This is a genomic window from Streptomyces justiciae (genome assembly GCF_015163075.1).
GTDB lineage: Bacteria > Actinomycetota > Actinomycetes > Streptomycetales > Streptomycetaceae > Streptomyces > Streptomyces justiciae.
In genome coordinates this window covers 86,232-103,629 of record NZ_JADDXU010000022.1, presented here as the reverse complement: position 1 = coordinate 103,629, position 17,398 = coordinate 86,232, and the positions used below count along the sequence as shown (strand labels likewise).

The following is a 17,398-nucleotide window of genomic DNA, read 5'->3' as shown; positions in this document are numbered from 1 at the left end:
CGCCAGTCGGGCCGGCCGCGCGCGTAAGGTAGGGTTTACCTGCGCGTTCACACGGCACAACCGTGGCGATCGCGGCCGGGACGTGGCGCAGCTTGGTAGCGCACTTGACTGGGGGTCAAGGGGTCGCAGGTTCAAATCCTGTCGTCCCGACGGCAGGGAAGGGGCCCCGCGGGCGAAAGCTCGCGGGGCCCCTTCCGCATGTCTCACGCGTTCGGGTCGAAGGGGATGCCGGAGGGCTTCGCGAGCCCGAGGGCGTACTGGAAGTCGCCGTCGTCGATCTTGAGGGTGGCCGAGCCGAAGTCCGCGCCCAGGAGCTTGTCGCGGTAGCCGGCCGGGTAGCCGTTCCAGCCGACGAGGCGGGGGAAGAACCAGCCGCCCGTGACGTTCTCCGGTGGCTCGTCATTGCTGTTGGCGAAGCGGAAGCAGTGCGTCGATACGCCGTCCTTGTGGTAGACGATCTTCGGATGGGTGCCGTCGAAGCGGACCGACGAGCGGGCCGCCACCTGGTAGCCGCTGTGCTGGGAGACGGACACGTACTGGACCTGGTCGCCGCTGATCCACACCACGACGTGTTCCCAGTCGTGCCGGTGCCCGATGGCCGCCGGGCCGAGGGTGGCCTGGTCCTTCTCGAAGTAGCTGGCGTACATCACCGCGCACCAGCCGTTGTTGCACTTCGCGCGCGAGTAGGTGTTGGCGTTGGCGAGCTGGGCGTAGTCGTGGCAGTGGCCGTTGACGTCACCGCCCAGCTTCAGACCGGGGTTGAGGGTGCCGTCGGCACCGATGGCGGCGGTGGCGTAGCAGCCGTCGCCGTCGTAGTCGTAGGCCGGGGAGAAGGTCTGCTCCAGGCCGTCGGCGTTCTGCGGGAGCAGGGTCAGGACGTTCGCCTGGGCGGACGTGGGCACGGCGACGACGAGGGCCAGGGCGGCGAGGAGTGCCGAGGCGAGCGGTCTCAACTTGGGCATGACAGCGGCTCCTTGTCAGCAGTAGAGGTTGCCGCCCGGCGCGACGCCGAGGATCGAGGTGAACCGGTTGTAGGCGTCGACGCGGCTCTGCACCTGCGCCGGGTTCCTGCCGTCGCACTCCAGGGAGCCGTTGATGGAGCGGATCGTCTGGCCGAAGCCGGCCTGGTTGACCATGGCGTTGTGCGGGGGCATGGTGCCGGGGCCGGTCTGGGTGTTCCAGTACCACAGGCCGGTCCGCCAGGCCACGGACGCGTCGTTCTGCACCAGCCAGGGGTTGTTGAGGAGATCCAGGCCCAACGCGTCCCCGGCCGCCTTGTAGTTGAAGTTCCAGCTGAGCTGGATGGGACCGCGACCGTAGTAGGCGGCCTGGCCGGCCGGGCAGCCGTACGACTGGCTCCAGTCGCAGTAGTGGGGGTAGTTGGCGGTGTTCTGCTCGACGACGTACACCAGGCCGCCGGTCTCGTGGTTGACGTTGGCGAGGAAGGCGGCTGCCTCCTGCTTCTTCACGGTGTCGCTGCCGGTGTTGGCGAAGCCCGGGTAGGAGCTCAGCGCCGCGACCAGACCGCTGTAGGTGTAGAACGAATTCCGGTTCGGGAACATCTGGTTGAACTGCGCCTCGGACACCACGAACCCGGACGGGGTGGTGCCGCCGCCGCTCGCGGGCGCGTTCCACTTCTGGTTGGCCGTACCGGCGCAGGTCCAGATCTGCAGTCGGGTGCCGTTGGCGCTGTTGTTGTCGCGGACGTCCAGGCACTTGTTCGCGGCGGGGTTGACGATGTCGCGGGCCGCGGTGACCACCCACTGCTGGTTGGCGCCGCCGGAGCAGTCCCACAGCTGGACGGCGGCCCCGTCGGCGGTGCTGCGGTCGACGACGTCCAGACACTTGCCGAGCGCCCGGAGCGTGCCGTCACCGGAGTTGGACCAGATCTGGGCGCCGGTGCCGTTGCAGTCGTAGAGCTGTACGGCGGTGCCGTTCGCGGCACTCGCGCCCGCGACGTCGACGCACTTGCCCGCGAGCCCGGATATCGAGCCGCTGGCGGCGTGCGCCGGGGTCACGGTCAGCAGTGCGGTGAGGACGGCGAACAGCGCGGCGAGGACCGGGAGTCGGGCCGCGCGAAGGGAGAAGGGCATGGTGGGGACGCTCCTGAGGGGGGTGTCGGGGGGTGAGCGGGCGTCACACGGGGCGTTGCTGACCCGGAACCTAAAGGTCTGGACCATTTCCGTCAAGGGGTGAAGTAAGCCTTGAGGGAAGGGAGTTGCCGATCCTTTGGCGACCCCGGCCGGTCGAATTGCCCCGATCGGAGGCATGATGGCGGCGACTGTGTGTTCCCCATGCATGGAACGGAGCGCAGATGGACATCGGGATCGGCCTTCCCAACACGGTGCCCGGCACCGAGGCACAGACCCTCCTCGACTGGGCGAAGCGCGCGGAGGGCGCCGGGTTCAGCACCCTCGGCACCATCGGGCGCCTGGTGTACGGCGGTTACGAGGAGCTGATCGCCCTCACGGCCGCCGCCGCGGTGACCAGCCGCATCCGGCTGACGACCAGCGTGCTGCTCACGCCGCTGTACACGAACCCCGCGCTGCTCGCGAAGCAGGCGGCCTCGCTGGAACGGATATCGGGGGGCCGGTTCGTCCTCGGCCTCGGACTGGGCGGACGGGACGACGACTACGAGGCCAGCGGACTGTCCACCAAGGGCCGAGGGCGCCGATTCGAGGAACAGCTCGGTGAGTTGAAGCGCGTCTGGGCGGGGGAGGAGCGCGGGTTCGCCGGGGCGATCGGGCCGCGGCCGGTGCGCGAGGGCGGCCCCGAGCTGATCCTCGGCGGCGGGACCGAGGCCAGTTTCCGGCGGGTCGCCGAGTTCGCGGACGGCTGGATCATGGGCGGCGGCACGCCGGACATGTTCGCCGAGGCCGCGGCCGGCGTCGACGCGGCCTGGCAGAAGGCGGGCCGGGCGGGTTCACCGCGCAAGCTGTCCCTGGCGTACTTCGGCCTGGGCCCCGACGCCCGCGCCCAGGCGGACGGCTATCTGCTCGACTACTACGGCTTCCTGGGCGACTTCGCCCAACAGATCGCGGGGAGTGCGGCGGTGAGCGCCGAGATGGTCGCCCAGTACGTCGCCGCGTTCCAGGCGGCCGGCTGCGACGAGCTCATCTTCGTACCGACCGGATCGGGCCTGGACCAGATCGACCTGCTGGCCGAAGCCGTCGCGTGAGCTGTTCCGGACTCACAGGACGACAGTCATCCGGACGGTCACGTCGTCGTCGGTCGTCAGGCTCCGCGGCCCCCGGACGGCGGCCTTCAGCGGCAGCAGATAGCGGCCGTCCTTGGGGAAGAGGGACGTGGTGAAGGCGGTCCCGTCGATGCTCGCCTCGACCGGGATCACCCCCCAGCCGTACGAGGCCGCCGTCGCCACCTCACGGATGTCGGCGGACTCCTCGTCGGGCACGGGGACGAAGTAGTACGGCGCCGGGCCGCGCCATTCGATCACCCGGCCGGTGAAGACGAGTTCCATGAGGCGTCAGCGTACGGGACCCCGGGCGCCCTCGGACGGGACCTTCACCGGTCGGTGACCGGCCTGTGGACGCCCTCTTGACGTCACGCGGCGGCCGATCGACACTCCAGATGGGAATCCTAGTGAACAGGTAGGGAAACATGAGGCGCCTTGAACCGGCCGTCGGCCGAGTGAGCCGTACGTCTTGGCCGTCGCCTCTGCTCACCTCCCGCCGGCACATCGACCTCCAGCGGGTCTGCAGCGCCATCGGCGCACACGCCTGACCCGGTCGCCGTTCCCTGTCGCGTCCGCCGTGCCTCCGGGCACCGGCACGCCCCCTCCTTCTGGCCCGACGTTGCTTCCGCCGCGCGTACGTCCGCGCGCCCACCCCCGGGGAGACCCATGTCCGTCACACCGCTCGCCCCCGTCCCGACCACGCAGCCCGCCCCCGCGTTCCGGGGCCGGATCGGCCGGGACGCGCGCAGCGGGCACTACGCCGTGCCGCGCCGCTACCGGCTCCATCTGTCGACGTCATGTCCCGACGGCCTGCGCATCGCCGTCGTGCACAGCCTGCTCGGCCTCGCCGAGGCCTGTCCCGTGACCTTCCTGGACGCCGTCCCCGACTGTCCCGACGGTGGACACTCCGCGCTGCGCCCGCTGTACGAGGCGAGCGCGCACCGCTACACCGGGGCGGCCGCCGGGCCGGTCCTGAGCGACGACTGGTCGGGCCGCATCGTCAGCACCCACGCCCCGGATATCACCCGCGACCTGGCCCGGCACTTCGGCGGCGGACGTGCGGCGCTGTACCCGTGCGGCTCGGAGTCGGAGACCGAAGCCGTGGAGCGGCTGTGTGCCGACGGCATCGAGCGCGCCGCGCAGCTCGCCGGATCGGCCGGCGGTGACACGGCCGCGCTCGACAAGCTGCTGGAGACCCTCGGCGCGCTGGAGCGCTGGCTCGTCGGACGCGAGTACCTGATCCGCGATCAGATCACGGCAGCCGACGTCGAGTTGTGGGTCACGCTCGTCCAGCTCGACACCGTGCACCGTCATCACCTGGATGCCTCCGCCGTGCAGCGGATCGCCGGCCATCCCGAACTGTGGGCGTACGCCCGCCGGTTGGCCGCCCACCCCGCCTTCGGCACCCACCTGGACCTCGACGGCATCGCCCGCCGCCACCACGCCCGCTGTCGTGGCCTGGAGGCCGCCGGGTCGGCCGTACAGATCCTGGACTGGGCCGCGCACACCGCCCACGTGGTGGAACGGCGTTGACATCCGTTCGGGCGCGTGTCTTAACTTACGCCCCAGAACGGTCATGAGTGTCAGCGAAAAGCCCTGGCTTGCTGACCGGCAACCCTCGCTCCGCGGTGGGGTGCCCCAGGTGACGACCGGACCGACGACATATCGGTAAGCGCGAGGGCCCGACGGGCCGGAAGAACACGGTGACGGACATGTACGCAGCTCCCAGGACGGCCCCGCGCCGCTCCCACGGCTGCGTACTGCCGTACGTGGACCTGCTCGTCGCCGACCGGGCCGTCGATCTGCTCCGCGTGAACAGCGCACTGTGTACCGCACCGGGCCGCGCCCGCTGTCGGGGCTGACCTCTCCACCTCCGCAGCCCCGCCCCGAAGACGAACACCGCCCTCGCGGTGTGCCGTTGTCCGCCAAGCCCCGGTGCCCGTGCGTCCTCGTGTGTCACGCCCCTCACGGTCGTAGCACGCCTCGTTCGCCGTACCCGGGGAATCCGACTCCCGCCGGAGCCTCTCCATGAGCGAACCCCCAGGCGCCGCCGTGTCCCTCACCGAGGCACCGCCGTCCGCCACCGACGCCCCGTCAAAGCCCCTCGCCGCACAGCGAGTTCTTCCGCTGCGCCGCCCCGGCCGGTGGATCGCCACCGCCGTCGTCCTGGTCCTCGCGGCCCAGTTCGTGCACGGCCTGGTGACCAACCCCTTCTACCAGTGGGACCGGTTCGGCTACTGGTTCCTGCGGCCGACGATCCTCGACGGACTGCTCGTCACGCTCGAAGTCACCGCCTACAGCGCGGTGCTGGGCCTCCTCGGCGGCATCCTGCTCGCCCTGGCGAGGCTCTCGAAGAGCCCCGTCCTGCGGGCGGTCAGCTGGATCTACATCTGGACGTTCCGCTCCATCCCGCTGATCGTCATCCTGCTCTTCCTCTACAACTTCAGCGCCCTCTACCAGACGCTCAGCGTGGGCGTCCCCTTCGGGCCGGCGTTCTTCACCTTCGACGAGTCCCGGCTCGCCACCGACATCGTGGTCGCCGTCGTCGGCCTGAGCCTCAACCAGGCGGCGTACGCGGCCGAGGCGGTCCGCGGCGGCATCCTCTCCGTCGACCAGGGCCAGCACGAGGCGGCCGCCGCACTCGGACTGCCCAAGGGCTATCAGTTCCGCAAGGTCGTCTTCCCGCAGGCCCTGCGCTCCATCACGCCGAACTACGTCAACCAGCTCATCGACCTGGTCAAGGCCACCTCGCTGGTGTTCTACGTGTCGCTGCTCGACCTGTTCGGCGCCGCCCAGACGATGGGCGCCACCTACCCCGGCGACATCGTGCCGCTGCTCCTGGTCGTCACCGTCTGGTACCTGATCCTGACCACCGTCGTCTCCGTCGTCCAGTTCTACGTCGAGCGGTACTTCGCCCGGGGCGCCACCCGCACCCTGCCGCCGACCCCGCTGCAGAAGCTGCGCACCGCGGTGAGCGACCTGCGCGACCGCGTCCGCAGGGAGGCCGCCGTATGAGCACCGAGACCCTCCAGATCGTGCCCGCCGCCGTCGAGGTCCACGACGTGCACAAGTGGTACGGCTCCCACCGGGTCCTGGACGGCGTCGACCTGACCGTCCGGGCCGGCGAGGTCACCGTCATCCTCGGCCCGTCCGGCTCCGGCAAGTCCACCCTGCTCCGGGTCGTCAACCACCTGGAGAAGCCCGAGATCGGGTACGTCAGCGTCAACGGCGAACTCATCGGCGTACGCAAGCAGGGCGACCACCTCAAGGAGCTCAGCGAGCGGGCCATCCTGGCCCAGCGCAGCAACATCGGGTTCGTCTTCCAGAACTTCAACCTCTTCCCGCACCTGACCGTGCTGGAGAACGTCGCCGCGGCCCCGGTGGCGACCGGCAAGCTCGACCGGGACGAGGCCCACAAGCTCGCCCGTGAACTCCTGGACCGGGTGGGCCTCGCCGACAAGGAGACCGCCTACCCGCGGCAGTTGTCCGGCGGACAGCAGCAGCGCGTCGCCATCGCCCGCGCCCTCGCGCTGCGGCCCGGCGTCATCCTCTTCGACGAACCCACCTCCGCCCTCGACCCGGAGCTGGTGGGTGAAGTCCTGGCCGTCATCAAGGACTTGGCGAAGAGCGGCACCACCCTGGTGATCGTCACCCACGAGATCGGGTTCGCCCGCGAGATCGCCGACCGGGTCGTCTTCATCGACGGCGGAAAGATCGTCGAACAGGGCCCGCCCTCCGAGGTGCTGGACAAGCCACGGCACGAACGGACCCGGGACTTCCTCAGCAAGGTCCTCTGAACTTCCTTCTCCCTTCCCCGCTTTCCCATCACAACCGACAAAGGACAGCCATGCGCACGCACCTCACCCGACGCAGCCTGATACGAGGCCTCACCGCGGCCACCGCCGTCGCCACCCTCGCCACCGGGCTCGCCGCCTGCGGGGGCGACAGCGACGCCGCCACCCGGACCGACGACGCCGCCGGCACGGTGACCGTGGGCCGGCTGTCCAACGGCGCGGCCACCGAGACCGAGTTGAAGGTCTCCGAGGTGAAGTCCATCAGTGCCCTGCTCCCCGCCGACATCAAGAAGAGCGGCAAGCTGGTCATCGGCTCCGGCACCCTGCCCTCCGGGGCCCCGCCGCTCGGCTTCGTCGGCAGCGACCAGAAGACGCTCACCGGCTCCGAGATCGACCTCGCCCGACTGGTCTCCGCCGTCCTCGGCCTCAAGCCCGAGGTGCAGCGCTCCACTTGGGAGAACCTCTTCATCGGCCTCGACAGCGGCAAGGTCGACGTCGCCTTCTCCAACGTCACCGACACCGAGGAGCGCAAGCAGAAGTACGAGTTCGCCTCCTACCGCAAGGACGACCTCGCGTTCGAGGTGAAGAAGGACAACACCTGGAACTTCGACAACAACTACGAGAACCTCGCCGGCAAGACCGTCTCCGTCGGCAACGGCACCAACCAGGAGAAGATCCTCCTGGAGTGGAAGGCCAAGCTGGCGAAGGAGGGCAAGAAGCTCACGGTCAAGTACTTCCAGGAGACCAACAGCCTCTACCTGGCCCTCAACAGCGGCAAGATCGACGCCTACTTCGGCCCCAGCCCGAACCTCTCGTACCACACCACGCAGACCGCGAAGACACCCCAGGCGACCCGTATCGCGGGCCAGTTCTCCGGCGCCGGTGAGACCCTCCAGGGCCTGATCGCCGCGACCGCCAAGAAGGACAGCGGCCTCGCCAAGCCGCTGGCCGCCGCGATCAACCACCTGATCGACAACGGGCAGTACGCGAAGTGGCTCAAGGCCTGGAACCTCTCCGGCGAGGCCGTCGCCAAGTCCGAGGTCAACCCGCCCGGGCTGCCGCTCACCAACTCCTGATCACCCGCTGAGAGAAAGGCCATCGTGGTCCACCAGACCGCCCTGGGCACAAGCCTGTTGGACAACCCCGTGTGGGCCGCGCTCGACGGCCCGCACGCCGGGTTCGCCGAACGGGTGGGCCGAGCGGCGCGCTACCCGGCGGACGTGTACGCGTTCGCCGCGCTCGCCGACCCGGCGGACCCGGCCGCCTGGGCCGACCTGCACGCGCTGCTCGGCCCGGGGACCACCGCCAAGGTCAAGGGCGTCGAGACCGTGCCCGACGGGTGGGACGTCGTCGGCGGCGGCCAGGGCGTCCAGCTCGTCGACACCGGGCTGCGGGCCGAACCCGCCCCCGAAGCCGTACGACTGGGCCCGGACGACGTCCCCGACATCCTCGACCTCGTCGCCCGCACCAGACCCGGCCCCTACCTCGCCCGCACCGTCCACCTCGGCACCTACCTCGGCATCCGCCACCGCGGCCAGCTCATCGCCCTGGCCGGGGAACGGCTCCACCTGCCCGGCTGGACCGAGATCAGCGCCGTCTGCACCGACCCCGACCACCGCGGCCGCGGCCTCGGCACCCGGCTGGTCCGCGCGGTCGCCGCGGGCATCAGGGAACGCGGGGAGACCCCGTTCCTGCACGCCGCCGCGAACAACGCGTCCGCTGTCCGGCTGTACGAGTCGATCGGCTTCACGCTCCGCCGTCGTTCGACCATCCTCCAGGTGCGCTCACCAGGAACAGATCCGCGCCGCGGGGCGTTGTGACTCACGACGAGATGCGCTCTGCGGCGACCGGAGGTGGGCCCGTGCGACACACGGTCCGCCGCCCCCGTGCCCTGAACCCCCGCCGCCGCATCCGCCTCCACTCCCGGCCGCACATCGATCTGCAGCGCGTCGCCGGCTCTCTCTGTCGCCCCTGACCGTCTCTCCGCCGCCGTGCCCTGAGCGCCGTACGCCCTGGGCCGGTGTTCTCGTACGGATCTCCAGGAAGGCACCCCTCGTGTCCCCTTCTTCCCCGCTGCATCTCGCCGTCGCCCTCGACGGCACCGGCTGGCACCCCGCCTCCTGGCGTGAGCCGGTCGCCCGTCCCCGGGACCTGTTCACCGCCGCCCACTGGGCCGACCTGGTCGCCGAGGCCGAGCGCGGACTGCTCGACTTCGTCACCTTCGAGGACGGCCTCGGCCTCCAGTCCTCCCACCACCTGGCCCCGGACGACCGCACCGACCAGGTCCGCGGCCGCCTCGACGCCGTGCTCCTCGCCGCCCGCATCGCCCCGCTGACCCGGCACATCGGCCTGGTCCCGACCGCCGTCGTCACGCACACCGAGCCCTTCCACCTCTCCAAGGCCATCGCGACGCTGGACTACGTCAGCACCGGCCGCGCCGGCGTCCGCGTCCAGATCAGCGCCCGCCCCAACGAGGCCGACCACTTCGGACGCCGCACGATCCCGCGCATCGAGTCCTACGACAGCCCGGTGGTGACCGACCTCTTCGACGAGGCCGCCGACTACGTCGAGGTGGTCCGCCGGCTCTGGGACAGCTGGGAGGACGACGCCGAGATCCGGGACGCCGCCACCGGCCGCTTCATCGACCGCGACAAGCTCCACTACATCGACTTCGAGGGCCGCCACTTCAGCGTCAAGGGCCCGTCCATCACCCCGCGCCCGCCGCAGGGCCAGCCCCTCGTCACGGCCCTCGCCCACCAGACCGTCCCGTACCGGCTGGTGGCCCGCCAGGCCGACGTCGGATACGTCACCCCGCGCGACGCCGAGCACGCCCGTCAGATCGTCGCGGAGATCCGCGCCGAACAGGAGACAGCGGGCCGCGCCGAGCGGGAGGGGGCGGGCCGCGCCGGCCAACCCGTGCATGTCTTCGGCGACTTGGTGGTCTTCCTCGACGACGACCCCGCGGCGGCCACGGCCCGCCGGGAACGCCTCGACGAGGCGGCGAGGGAGCCGTACGAGAGCGACGCGCGGATCTTCGCCGGAACCCCCGCCCAACTCGCCGACCTGCTCCAGGAGTTCCAGTCGGCCGGACTCACCGGCTTCCGCCTCCGCCCCGCCGTCCTCGGCCACGACCTCCCCGCGATCACCCGTGGCCTGGTCCCCGAACTCCAGCGCCGTGACGCCTTCCGGCAGGCCTACGAGGCCGACACCCTGCGCGGACTGCTGGGCCTCGCCCGCCCCGCCAACCGCTACGCCGCCTGAGACAGGAAGGACCGCACAAGCCATGACCAAGCCGCTGAAGCAGATCCATCTGGCCGCCCACTTCCCGGGCGTCAACAACACCACCGTGTGGAGCGACCCCGAGGCCGGCAGCCACATCGAGTTCAGCTCCTTCGCCCACTTCGCGCGGACCGCCGAACGCGCCAAGTTCGACTTCCTCTTCCTCGCCGAAGGGCTCAGGCTCCGCGAACAGGGCGGCAAGATATACGACTTGGACGTCGTCGGCCGCCCCGACACCTTCACGATCCTCTCCGCGCTCGCCGCCGTCACCGAACACCTCGGCCTGACCGGCACCATCAACTCCACCTTCAACGAGCCCTACGAGGTGGCCCGCCAGTTCGCCGGCCTCGACCACCTCTCCGGCGGCCGCTCCGCCTGGAACGTGGTCACCTCGTGGGACGCCTTCACCGGCGAGAACTTCCGCCGCGGCGGCTTCCTCCCGCAGGACGAGCGGTACTCCCGCGCCAAGGAGTTCCTCACCACGGCGACCGAACTCTTCGACTCCTGGCAGGGCGACGAGATCCTGGCCGACCAGGAGACCGGCGTCTTCCTGCGCGACGCGAAGGCCGGCGCCTTCGTCCACACCGGCCAACACTTCGACATCCACGGCCAGTTCAACGTCCCCCGCTCCCCGCAGGGACGCCCGGTGATCTTCCAGGCGGGAGACTCCGAGGAGGGCCGCGAGTTCGCCGCCTCGTCCGCCGACGCCATCTTCAGCCGGTACGCCGCCCTCAAGGAGGGCCAGGCCTTCTACACGGACGTCAAGAACCGCCTGGCGAAGTACGGCCGAGGCCACCGCGACCTGCTGATCCTGCCCGCCGCCACCTTCGCGCTCGGCGACACCGACGCCGAGGCCGAGGAACTGGCGAGGGAGGTGCGCCGCCAGCAGGTCAGCGGGGCCACCGCCCTCAAGCACCTGGAGTTCGTCTGGAACCGGGACCTCTCCTCGTACGACCCGGAGGGCCCGCTGCCGGACATCGACCCGGATGTCAGCGAGAACCACATCTCGAAGGGCCGCGCCCAGGTCCGCATGTACCGCGACCCGCTCGCCATCGCCCGCGAATGGCGTGAACTGGCCGCCGCCAACAACTGGTCCATCCGTGACCTGGTCATCAACACCGGCAACCGGCAGACCTTCGTCGGCTCCCCGGAGACCGTCGCGAGGACCATCAACGACTACGTCCAGGCCGACGCGAGCGACGGCTTCATCCTCGTCCCGCACATCACCCCGACCGGCCTCGACGCCTTCGCCGACAAAGTCGTCCCGCTCCTCCAGGAACAGGGCGTCTTCCGCACCGAGTACGAGGGCACGACCCTGCGCGACCACCTGGGCCTCGCTCACCCGGACGACGTGCGCGGCGAGCGGGCCGCGTCGTGAAGTTCCTCGCGATCACCCTGATCGTGCACCGCCCGGACCCGGTCACCGGGGTGCTGAAGTCGACGCACGAGCGGTTCCGTGAGGTGCTCGACAACGCCGTGCTGGCCGAGGAGTTGGGCTTCGACGGCTTCGGCGTGGGGGAGCGGCACGAGCGGCCGTTCCTCTCCTCCTCGCCGACCGTCGTCCTCAGCCACATCGCCGCTCTGACCCGCCGCATCCGCCTGTTCACCGCGGTCACCACCCTCAGCCTGCTCGACCCGGTCCGCGCCTACGAGGACTACGCCACCCTCGACCACCTCGCGGAGGGCCGACTCGACCTGATCATCGGCAAGGGCAACGGAACTGCCCAGCGCGAGCTGTTCCACGTCACCCCCGAGGACCAGTGGGACCGGAACGCCGAGAGCTACGAGGTCTTCCGGAAGCTCTGGCGGCAGGACAAGACCACCGCCGACACCCGCTTCCGACCCCCGCTGAAGGACGCCGAGGTGTGGCCACGCCCGTACCAGCGGCCGATCCGGGTCTGGCACGGCAGCGCCACCAGCAAGGAGTCGGTCGACCTGGCCGCCCGCTACGGCGACCCGCTCTTCTCGGCCAACGTCACCAACCCCATAGAGCCCTATGCCGAGTTGATCCGTCACTACCGCGAGCGGTGGGAGCACTACGGCCACGATCCCGCGGACATCGCGGTCGGCGCCGGGACGGCCGGGCTCCTGGTGACCCGCACCTCCCAGGAGGCGCTCGACGTCTACCGGCCGCTCTTCGAGGCCAACCTCGCCTTCTACGAGAAGGCGGGCCTCCCCGTCGTCTTCGAGACCCTGGAGGACTTCGTCGACCGTGGCTCCGCCCTGATCGGCAGCCCCGAGCAGATCATCGACAAGGTGCACCGCTACCACGAGCAGTTCGGGCACACGGTCCTCCATCTGCACGCCGACGCCGGTGGGTTGACGGACGCTCAGCACAGGGACTCGCTGGAGCTGTTCCAGTCCCGGGTCGCTCCGGTGCTGCGGCGCGACATCCCGGACCCGCCGTTCGCGTGGGGACCCGTACGGGAGGAGCCCGTCCATGCCTGACATCCCCCTCGGCATCCTCGACCTGGTCCCGATCTCCAGCGGCTCCACGGCCGCCGACGCCCTGCGCAACTCCATCGACCTGGCCCGGCGCGCCGAGCAACTCGGCTACGCCCGCTACTGGTTCGCCGAGCACCACCTCAACCCCGGGGTGGCGGGCACGTCCCCGGCGGTCGTCCTCGCCTTGACGGCCGCCGCGACCTCCACGATCCGGCTCGGCTCCGGGGCCGTACAGCTCGGTCACCGCACCGCGCTGAACACGGTCGAGGAGTTCGGCCTCCTCGACGCCCTGCACCCGGGCCGCCTCGACCTGGGCCTCGGCCGCTCCGGCGGACGCCCACCGGGACGCCCGACCGCGGAGCCGCCGACTCCCGACCGGGCACCCAACGGTCTCGTCATACCGCCCCGCTTCTCCTTCGAACGCCTCCTCGGCTCGCCCCGCATCGCTCTCCAGCGCAAGCTGCTCCTGCTCCCCGGTGCCGAGTCGCAGGAGTACGCCGAGCAGATCGACGACCTCCTCGCCCTGCTGGCCGGCACCTACCGATCCCCTGACGGAGTCGAGGCGCATGTCGTGCCGGGCGAGGGCGCCGACGTAGAGGTGTGGATCCTCGGCAGCAGCGGCGGCACCAGCGCCGAGGTCGCCGGGGCGCGGGGCCTGCGCTTCGCCGCGAACTACCACGTCAGCCCGGCCACGGTACTGGAGGCCGTGGACGGCTACCGGTCCTACTTCGAGCCGTCCGACGTCCTCGACAAGCCGTACGTCAGCGTGTCCGCCGACGTCGTGGTCGCCGAGGACGACGCCACCGCGCGCGAGCTCGCCACCGGCTACGGCCCGTGGGTGCGCAGCATCCGCACCGCGGAGGGCGCCATCGAGTTCCCGACCCCGGACGAGGCACGCGCTCTGCCCTGGACGGAGGCGGACCAGGAGCTGGTCCAGGACCGCCTGGACACCCAGTTCGTCGGCTCACCCACCACGGTCGCGGACCGTCTGGAACAGCTCCAAGAGGCCACGGACGCCGACGAGTTGCTCATCACCACCATCACCCACGACCACGCGGACCGGGTGCGCTCGTACGAACTGCTCGCCGCCGAGTGGCGCCGTCGGGGTCACTCCTTCCAGTCGAGCTGATGCTCGGGGGTCCCCACGGACCTGCCGTACGCGACCGCTTCGGCGCGGCCCCGCTGGTCGCCGCGCCGATAGCGGAACACTTTGCCCGCGAAGACGACGACCCGCTCGTCACCTGCGGTGAAGTCGGCGTACCACCCGTGCGCCGGCTCCAGCGCCGCGGCGAGCGCGTCGGTGATCTCCTGAGCGGCGTCGTCATCGGCCTCCCACTCCACAAGCGTCCACAGCGGAGGCTGACCGCCTGCGACGCTCGCCGAGACGTCGAGCCGCCTCACCGCACGGACGCGCAATCCCGGCGGGGTGAACTCGGCGCCGGGACGGAGGCTCTCGCCGAGGACGTAACCGTTGATCATGTGCTGTCTCCTCCTCTGGGTCCGGGGGAGACGTTAGGACCCGATGACTGACATCCTTGGTCAGTCATACGGCGACGAGGTGATCGGGCGATGCGAGCGGACCGGCTGCTCTCCCTGCTGCTCTGCCTCCAGTCCCGTGGGCAGATGACGGCCCGTCAACTCGCTGCCGAGCTGGAGGTGTCGGTCCGTACCGTCTACCGCGACCTGGAGGCGCTGAGAGCGGCCGGCGTCCCGGTGGTGGCGAATGGCGGCCCGGGCGGCGGTTGCCGGCTGATGGAGGGCTGGCGCAGTCCGCTGCTCGGCATCAGCGCCGAGGAGGCGACGGCCCTGCTGGCGGTGTCGGCGGGCGGACCGCTGGAGCGGATCGCGCTCGGCGACGCGCTCGCCCAGGCGCGGCTGAAGCTGCTGGCCGCGCTGCCCGCCTCCGGCCGGGACGACACGCGAGCCGCTGCGGCCCGCTTCCACCTCGACAGCCAGGCCTGGTTCAAGCCCGCGGAACCGGTGCCGTCACTGCCGGTCCTGGTGGATGCCGTACGACGAGACCGCCGCCTGCGCCTCACCCACGGCGCCCGGACCCGGACCGTGGACCCCCTGGGCCTCGTCGCCAAGGCGGGCGTCTGGTATCTCGTCGTGGCCTCGGACCGGGGCGTCCGGGCGCACCGCGCGGTCAGGATCACCGGCGCCGAGTTGCTCCCCGAGTCCTTCCGGCGCCCGGCCGGCTTCGACCTCGCCGACTTCTGGACGCGCTGGACGGCGGAGTTCGAGGCGAGCCTCGACCAACTCCGGGTCACCGTACGGCTGTCGGACGCGGGACTCGCCGCACTCCCCGCGGTGCTCGGCGACGCGCGGCCGGCCGCGCGGGCCGTCCCGGACGAGGGCGGCCACCGGCTCGACCTCTGCTTCGACGACCCGCAGGCCGCCTGCCGTCGCCTTCTCGGCTTCGGACCGGAGGTCGAGGTGCTCGAACCGCCGGAGGTGAGGGAGTTGGTGGCCGACGCGGCACGCCGGACGGCCGCCCGCTACTGAACGACTTACCGATGGCGCTAGCGCATCACCAGAGCGGCGGCACCCCAGCACGCGACGAGGACCACGGCGACCGTCCCGGTCGCCACGGCATTGCGCCCTTTGGCGGTCGCGGCGTACGTCTCACCCGCCGCCCGCAACCTGCGCCCGGCGCCGAGGAACACCGCACAGGACACCGCGCACAGCCCCGCCGCGAGCGGCAGCAGCCACAGGACCAGCAGAAAGAAATCCCGCAGCTCATCGCCCGTGCCGGCGTCCGAAGCAAGCATGAGCGGATCCTAAGGGCGGGACCGACCGGCGGCAACGGCCGTGAGCAGCACGGCCAGCGACTCCTCCGGTGCCTGTCCCGCGGTGTCCACCACCACCCGCGCACGCTCCCACGGCTCGTACTCCCGCCCGACGATCTCCTCCCATCCCGGCAGCGGCAGCCCCGGCACGTCGACCGACCTGGTGGCGACCCGGCGCCGGTGCTCGGCGCGGTCCGAACAGCGCACTTCCACCTCGACGACTTCCGCACCCGCCCGCAGGGCCGCATCCCGCCAGGCGTCCCGTGTCACCGCCAGCGGATTGACCGACTCGGCCACGACGGTCAGCCCCTGCCGCAAGTGCTCCTCGGCCAGGGCGTACCCGACGACATAGCCCACCGGCCCCACCGGATGGGCGGCCAGCCCGGACCGTACGACCGCCTGCTCGATGGTGTCGATCCGCAGATGCACCGCGCCGATCCGCGCGGCCAGGAGCCGGGAGAGCGTGGTCTTCCCGGACGCGGGAAGCCCGCCGACGACGATGAGCATGCCGCCATCCTGCCCCACCCCGGGACCGGGTCCGGCGAATGTTCATACGCACGCAATGCCACGGCCTGGGGCGAAGGACCCGGCGCTGCCCCTGGAGCTGTGAAAACCGCTCTGCGTCAGATGAGTTGGCCCTGCATGCCGCGTGGCCGGCCGATCGTCTCCCTCCCCCGAAGGTGACGATCGACCGGCCATTCCCCCGGCGCCGGACAGTGGTCCAGCCTCGCCCGTGTGCGGCCCGTACGTGCTGTCACCAGCACATGACCGCGGTTTCCCCCGAACCCCACGCGGAGTACAGGCGCACACGGACGAAGTAGCGGCGGCCCTTGACGAGACGGGCCTTGACGGTGGCGTTGTGCGGTGTTCCCCCGTCGTCCTGGCCGGCGAGGTAGCGGGGTTCCCCGTCCCGTTCCTCGAAGACCACGACCACGGTGTCGCTGTCGCCGAAGGTGCCCACGCTGTACTCGCGGGTCTCCGGCGGCAGGACGGTGAAGTCCGCCTGTTCGCCCGGGCCGAGCCCGAGCGGCGCCGAGCGGAACGGCACGAGCGCGGGCGGCAGTGTGGGACCGACCGACGGGTACCAGCGCTGGACGTACTCCTTGTCGGAGGGCGAGAGCGTCCCGGGCGGGGTCAGCCCCGCACGGAACTGCTCAGGCTCCAGGATCAGCCCCGCCGAGAACGGATACTCCATGATCGACTGGGGGTCCCAGGCGGAGCCGCTCACCTCGTTGGGGTCGAGCTTGCGCAGAATGTTGAAGAACGTCTTGTCCCGGGTCCAGAAGTTCGGCGGGCCCGCCAGCTCGGCGTAGACGGCCTCGTCGTCCCAGTGGATCCCGGCGAACGGGTTCTGGTGCTCGTGGTGCATGCCGAGCGCGTGCCCGATCTCGTGCAGGGCCGTCCCGCGCTCCCCCGGCGCGGTCAGGTCCCACCCGAAGTTCATGGTGCGCTCGTGCAGTCCGACCTGGAGGGCGTCCTTGCCCACCGTCGACCAGGAACCGTCGCCGAGCTGGAACCCGATCCGCAGTTCCGCCTCGGAACGGTCGCGCACCTCGGCGAACGTGACACCGATGCCGAGGTCCTGCCACTCCAGGAAACACTCCCGTACGACGTCCCGCTGCTCCTCCGCGCCGACCCACGACACCCGCCGGGTCGCCCCGCTGCCGGGAACCGCGATCACCGAGGCGTCCGAGTCGCCGTCGAAGAAGTAGTAGTGCAGGACGGTGTTGTTGACCCACTTCCGGCTCCCGCCGATCAGCGCGCTCAGTCGCTCGGCGGTCAACCCCGGGGTGAAGACGGGGGCCGACTGCTGCGCGAGGGAGCAGTAGCGGGAAGCCATGCGCCAAGAGTGCCGTCGGCCACCTGCGGGCGCCTGAGTCGAAGGCTACTCAAGTCCC

The 17,398-nt window shown here is 70.8% G+C and carries 21 protein-coding genes, 1 tRNA gene and 1 riboswitch; of the genes, 15 read left to right on the top strand and 7 right to left on the bottom strand.

What is annotated here, in order from left to right; translation table 11 throughout:
- Window positions 1-76: 76 nt before the first annotated feature.
- A tRNA-Pro gene (locus IQ210_RS40580) sits at window positions 77-150 on the top strand.
- Window positions 151-203: 53 nt separating this feature from the next.
- Here IQ210_RS40580 and IQ210_RS40575 read toward each other — a convergent pair.
- Both IQ210_RS40575 and IQ210_RS40570 read right to left on the bottom strand, forming a co-directional pair.
- Window positions 204-962: an NPP1 family protein gene (locus tag IQ210_RS40575; RefSeq protein WP_194084301.1), complete on the bottom strand. Its 759-nt coding sequence runs from the start codon at window positions 960-962 to the stop codon at window positions 204-206.
- Window positions 963-977: 15 nt separating this feature from the next.
- The gene (locus IQ210_RS40570; RefSeq protein WP_194084300.1) at window positions 978-2,093 is read right to left on the bottom strand and encodes a chitinase; all 1,116 of its coding nucleotides are present in this window, start codon (window positions 2,091-2,093) and stop codon (window positions 978-980) included.
- Window positions 2,094-2,314: 221 nt separating this feature from the next.
- On the opposite strand from IQ210_RS40570, the gene IQ210_RS40565 reads away from it, so the two are divergent.
- On the top strand, window positions 2,315-3,178 hold the full coding sequence (locus IQ210_RS40565) for an LLM class flavin-dependent oxidoreductase (RefSeq protein WP_194084299.1): 864 nt from the start codon (window positions 2,315-2,317) through the stop codon (window positions 3,176-3,178).
- A gap of 12 nt (window positions 3,179-3,190) precedes the next feature.
- Here IQ210_RS40565 and IQ210_RS40560 read toward each other — a convergent pair whose 3' ends face one another.
- Window positions 3,191-3,478, bottom strand: a complete 288-nt coding sequence (locus tag IQ210_RS40560; RefSeq protein ID WP_194084298.1) for a DUF1905 domain-containing protein — start codon at window positions 3,476-3,478, stop codon at window positions 3,191-3,193.
- Between the two features lie 140 nt (window positions 3,479-3,618).
- On the opposite strand from IQ210_RS40560, the gene IQ210_RS48365 reads away from it, so the two are divergent.
- The 12 genes from IQ210_RS48365 (at window position 3,619) to IQ210_RS40510 (ending at window position 13,840) form a co-directional block, all read left to right on the top strand.
- Complete coding sequence (locus tag IQ210_RS48365) at window positions 3,619-3,741, top strand: putative leader peptide (RefSeq protein WP_322657975.1); 123 nt, start codon at window positions 3,619-3,621, stop codon at window positions 3,739-3,741.
- Between the two features lie 118 nt (window positions 3,742-3,859).
- Window positions 3,860-4,726 (top strand): glutathione S-transferase C-terminal domain-containing protein, encoded by an 867-nt coding sequence (locus tag IQ210_RS40555; protein ID WP_194084297.1) that lies wholly within the window; start codon window positions 3,860-3,862, stop codon window positions 4,724-4,726.
- A 39-nt stretch (window positions 4,727-4,765) separates the two neighbouring features.
- Window positions 4,766-4,874: riboswitch (SAM riboswitch) on the top strand.
- A gap of 31 nt (window positions 4,875-4,905) precedes the next feature.
- Complete coding sequence (locus IQ210_RS40550; protein ID WP_159059550.1) at window positions 4,906-5,055, top strand: hypothetical protein; 150 nt, start codon at window positions 4,906-4,908, stop codon at window positions 5,053-5,055.
- 166 nt (window positions 5,056-5,221) lie between these two features.
- Complete coding sequence (locus tag IQ210_RS40545) at window positions 5,222-6,208, top strand: amino acid ABC transporter permease (protein WP_194084296.1); 987 nt, start codon at window positions 5,222-5,224, stop codon at window positions 6,206-6,208.
- On the top strand, window positions 6,205-6,990 hold the full coding sequence (locus IQ210_RS40540) for an amino acid ABC transporter ATP-binding protein (RefSeq protein WP_194084295.1): 786 nt from the start codon (window positions 6,205-6,207) through the stop codon (window positions 6,988-6,990). The genes IQ210_RS40545 and IQ210_RS40540 overlap by 4 nt, the downstream gene beginning before the upstream one ends.
- Window positions 6,991-7,040: 50 nt before the next feature.
- On the top strand, window positions 7,041-8,063 hold the full coding sequence (locus tag IQ210_RS40535; RefSeq protein ID WP_194084294.1) for an ABC transporter substrate-binding protein: 1,023 nt from the start codon (window positions 7,041-7,043) through the stop codon (window positions 8,061-8,063).
- 24 nt (window positions 8,064-8,087) lie between these two features.
- On the top strand, window positions 8,088-8,807 hold the full coding sequence (locus IQ210_RS40530) for a GNAT family N-acetyltransferase (RefSeq protein ID WP_322657971.1): 720 nt from the start codon (window positions 8,088-8,090) through the stop codon (window positions 8,805-8,807).
- 11 nt (window positions 8,808-8,818) lie between these two features.
- Window positions 8,819-8,962, top strand: a complete 144-nt coding sequence (locus tag IQ210_RS48560) for a putative leader peptide (RefSeq protein WP_407699742.1) — start codon at window positions 8,819-8,821, stop codon at window positions 8,960-8,962.
- 80 nt (window positions 8,963-9,042) lie between these two features.
- Window positions 9,043-10,248 (top strand): LLM class flavin-dependent oxidoreductase, encoded by a 1,206-nt coding sequence (locus IQ210_RS40525; protein WP_194084293.1) that lies wholly within the window; start codon window positions 9,043-9,045, stop codon window positions 10,246-10,248.
- 22 nt (window positions 10,249-10,270) lie between these two features.
- Window positions 10,271-11,644, top strand: a complete 1,374-nt coding sequence (locus IQ210_RS40520) for an NtaA/DmoA family FMN-dependent monooxygenase (RefSeq protein ID WP_194084292.1) — start codon at window positions 10,271-10,273, stop codon at window positions 11,642-11,644.
- On the top strand, window positions 11,641-12,714 hold the full coding sequence (locus IQ210_RS40515; RefSeq protein WP_194084291.1) for an LLM class flavin-dependent oxidoreductase: 1,074 nt from the start codon (window positions 11,641-11,643) through the stop codon (window positions 12,712-12,714). Before IQ210_RS40520 ends, IQ210_RS40515 begins: the two co-directional genes overlap by 4 nt.
- Window positions 12,707-13,840, top strand: coding sequence for an LLM class flavin-dependent oxidoreductase (locus tag IQ210_RS40510; RefSeq protein ID WP_194084290.1), 1,134 nt, complete (start codon window positions 12,707-12,709; stop codon window positions 13,838-13,840). Before IQ210_RS40515 ends, IQ210_RS40510 begins: the two co-directional genes overlap by 8 nt.
- On the opposite strand, the gene IQ210_RS40505 is transcribed toward IQ210_RS40510, so the two are convergent.
- Window positions 13,819-14,190 (bottom strand): hypothetical protein, encoded by a 372-nt coding sequence (locus tag IQ210_RS40505; protein ID WP_194084289.1) that lies wholly within the window; start codon window positions 14,188-14,190, stop codon window positions 13,819-13,821. The two genes, IQ210_RS40510 and IQ210_RS40505, sit on opposite strands and share 22 nt — an antisense overlap.
- A gap of 90 nt (window positions 14,191-14,280) precedes the next feature.
- Here IQ210_RS40505 and IQ210_RS40500 point away from each other — a divergent pair, with 90 nt between their 5' ends.
- Window positions 14,281-15,216 (top strand): helix-turn-helix transcriptional regulator, encoded by a 936-nt coding sequence (locus tag IQ210_RS40500; RefSeq protein WP_194084288.1) that lies wholly within the window; start codon window positions 14,281-14,283, stop codon window positions 15,214-15,216.
- 17 nt (window positions 15,217-15,233) lie between these two features.
- On the opposite strand, the gene IQ210_RS40495 is transcribed toward IQ210_RS40500, so the two are convergent.
- From IQ210_RS40495 to absR1, 3 genes are all read right to left on the bottom strand, one after another.
- Window positions 15,234-15,482, bottom strand: coding sequence for a hypothetical protein (locus IQ210_RS40495; RefSeq protein WP_194084287.1), 249 nt, complete (start codon window positions 15,480-15,482; stop codon window positions 15,234-15,236).
- Between the two features lie 9 nt (window positions 15,483-15,491).
- A complete protein-coding gene (locus IQ210_RS40490; protein ID WP_194084286.1) occupies window positions 15,492-16,007 on the bottom strand; it encodes an AAA family ATPase in 516 nt (171 codons plus the stop codon).
- A gap of 247 nt (window positions 16,008-16,254) precedes the next feature.
- Complete coding sequence (gene absR1, locus IQ210_RS40485; RefSeq protein ID WP_194084285.1) at window positions 16,255-17,340, bottom strand: beta-glucuronidase AbsR1; 1,086 nt, start codon at window positions 17,338-17,340, stop codon at window positions 16,255-16,257.
- Window positions 17,341-17,398 lie beyond the last annotated feature (58 nt).

Bases quoted from the DNA above. Each gene is read 5' to 3' on its own strand.
- IQ210_RS48560 (WP_407699742.1), top strand. From the start codon at position 8,819: ATGCGCTCTGCGGCGACCGGAGGTGGGCCCGTGCGACACACGGTCCGC.
- IQ210_RS40560 (WP_194084298.1), bottom strand. From the start codon at position 3,478: ATGGAACTCGTCTTCACCGGCCGGGTGATCGAATGGCGCGGCCCGGCG.
- IQ210_RS40555 (WP_194084297.1), top strand. From the start codon at position 3,860: ATGTCCGTCACACCGCTCGCCCCCGTCCCGACCACGCAGCCCGCCCCC.
- IQ210_RS40505 (WP_194084289.1), bottom strand. From the start codon at position 14,190: ATGATCAACGGTTACGTCCTCGGCGAGAGCCTCCGTCCCGGCGCCGAG.
- IQ210_RS40565 (WP_194084299.1), top strand. From the start codon at position 2,315: ATGGACATCGGGATCGGCCTTCCCAACACGGTGCCCGGCACCGAGGCA.
- absR1 (WP_194084285.1), bottom strand. From the start codon at position 17,340: ATGGCTTCCCGCTACTGCTCCCTCGCGCAGCAGTCGGCCCCCGTCTTC.
- IQ210_RS40570 (WP_194084300.1), bottom strand. From the start codon at position 2,093: ATGCCCTTCTCCCTTCGCGCGGCCCGACTCCCGGTCCTCGCCGCGCTG.
- IQ210_RS40535 (WP_194084294.1), top strand. From the start codon at position 7,041: ATGCGCACGCACCTCACCCGACGCAGCCTGATACGAGGCCTCACCGCG.
- IQ210_RS48365 (WP_322657975.1), top strand. From the start codon at position 3,619: ATGAGGCGCCTTGAACCGGCCGTCGGCCGAGTGAGCCGTACGTCTTGG.
- IQ210_RS40575 (WP_194084301.1), bottom strand. From the start codon at position 962: ATGCCCAAGTTGAGACCGCTCGCCTCGGCACTCCTCGCCGCCCTGGCC.
- IQ210_RS40495 (WP_194084287.1), bottom strand. From the start codon at position 15,482: ATGCTTGCTTCGGACGCCGGCACGGGCGATGAGCTGCGGGATTTCTTT.
- IQ210_RS40550 (WP_159059550.1), top strand. From the start codon at position 4,906: ATGTACGCAGCTCCCAGGACGGCCCCGCGCCGCTCCCACGGCTGCGTA.
- IQ210_RS40545 (WP_194084296.1), top strand. From the start codon at position 5,222: ATGAGCGAACCCCCAGGCGCCGCCGTGTCCCTCACCGAGGCACCGCCG.
- IQ210_RS40540 (WP_194084295.1), top strand. From the start codon at position 6,205: ATGAGCACCGAGACCCTCCAGATCGTGCCCGCCGCCGTCGAGGTCCAC.
- IQ210_RS40500 (WP_194084288.1), top strand. From the start codon at position 14,281: ATGCGAGCGGACCGGCTGCTCTCCCTGCTGCTCTGCCTCCAGTCCCGT.
- IQ210_RS40510 (WP_194084290.1), top strand. From the start codon at position 12,707: ATGCCTGACATCCCCCTCGGCATCCTCGACCTGGTCCCGATCTCCAGC.
- IQ210_RS40490 (WP_194084286.1), bottom strand. From the start codon at position 16,007: ATGCTCATCGTCGTCGGCGGGCTTCCCGCGTCCGGGAAGACCACGCTC.
- IQ210_RS40520 (WP_194084292.1), top strand. From the start codon at position 10,271: ATGACCAAGCCGCTGAAGCAGATCCATCTGGCCGCCCACTTCCCGGGC.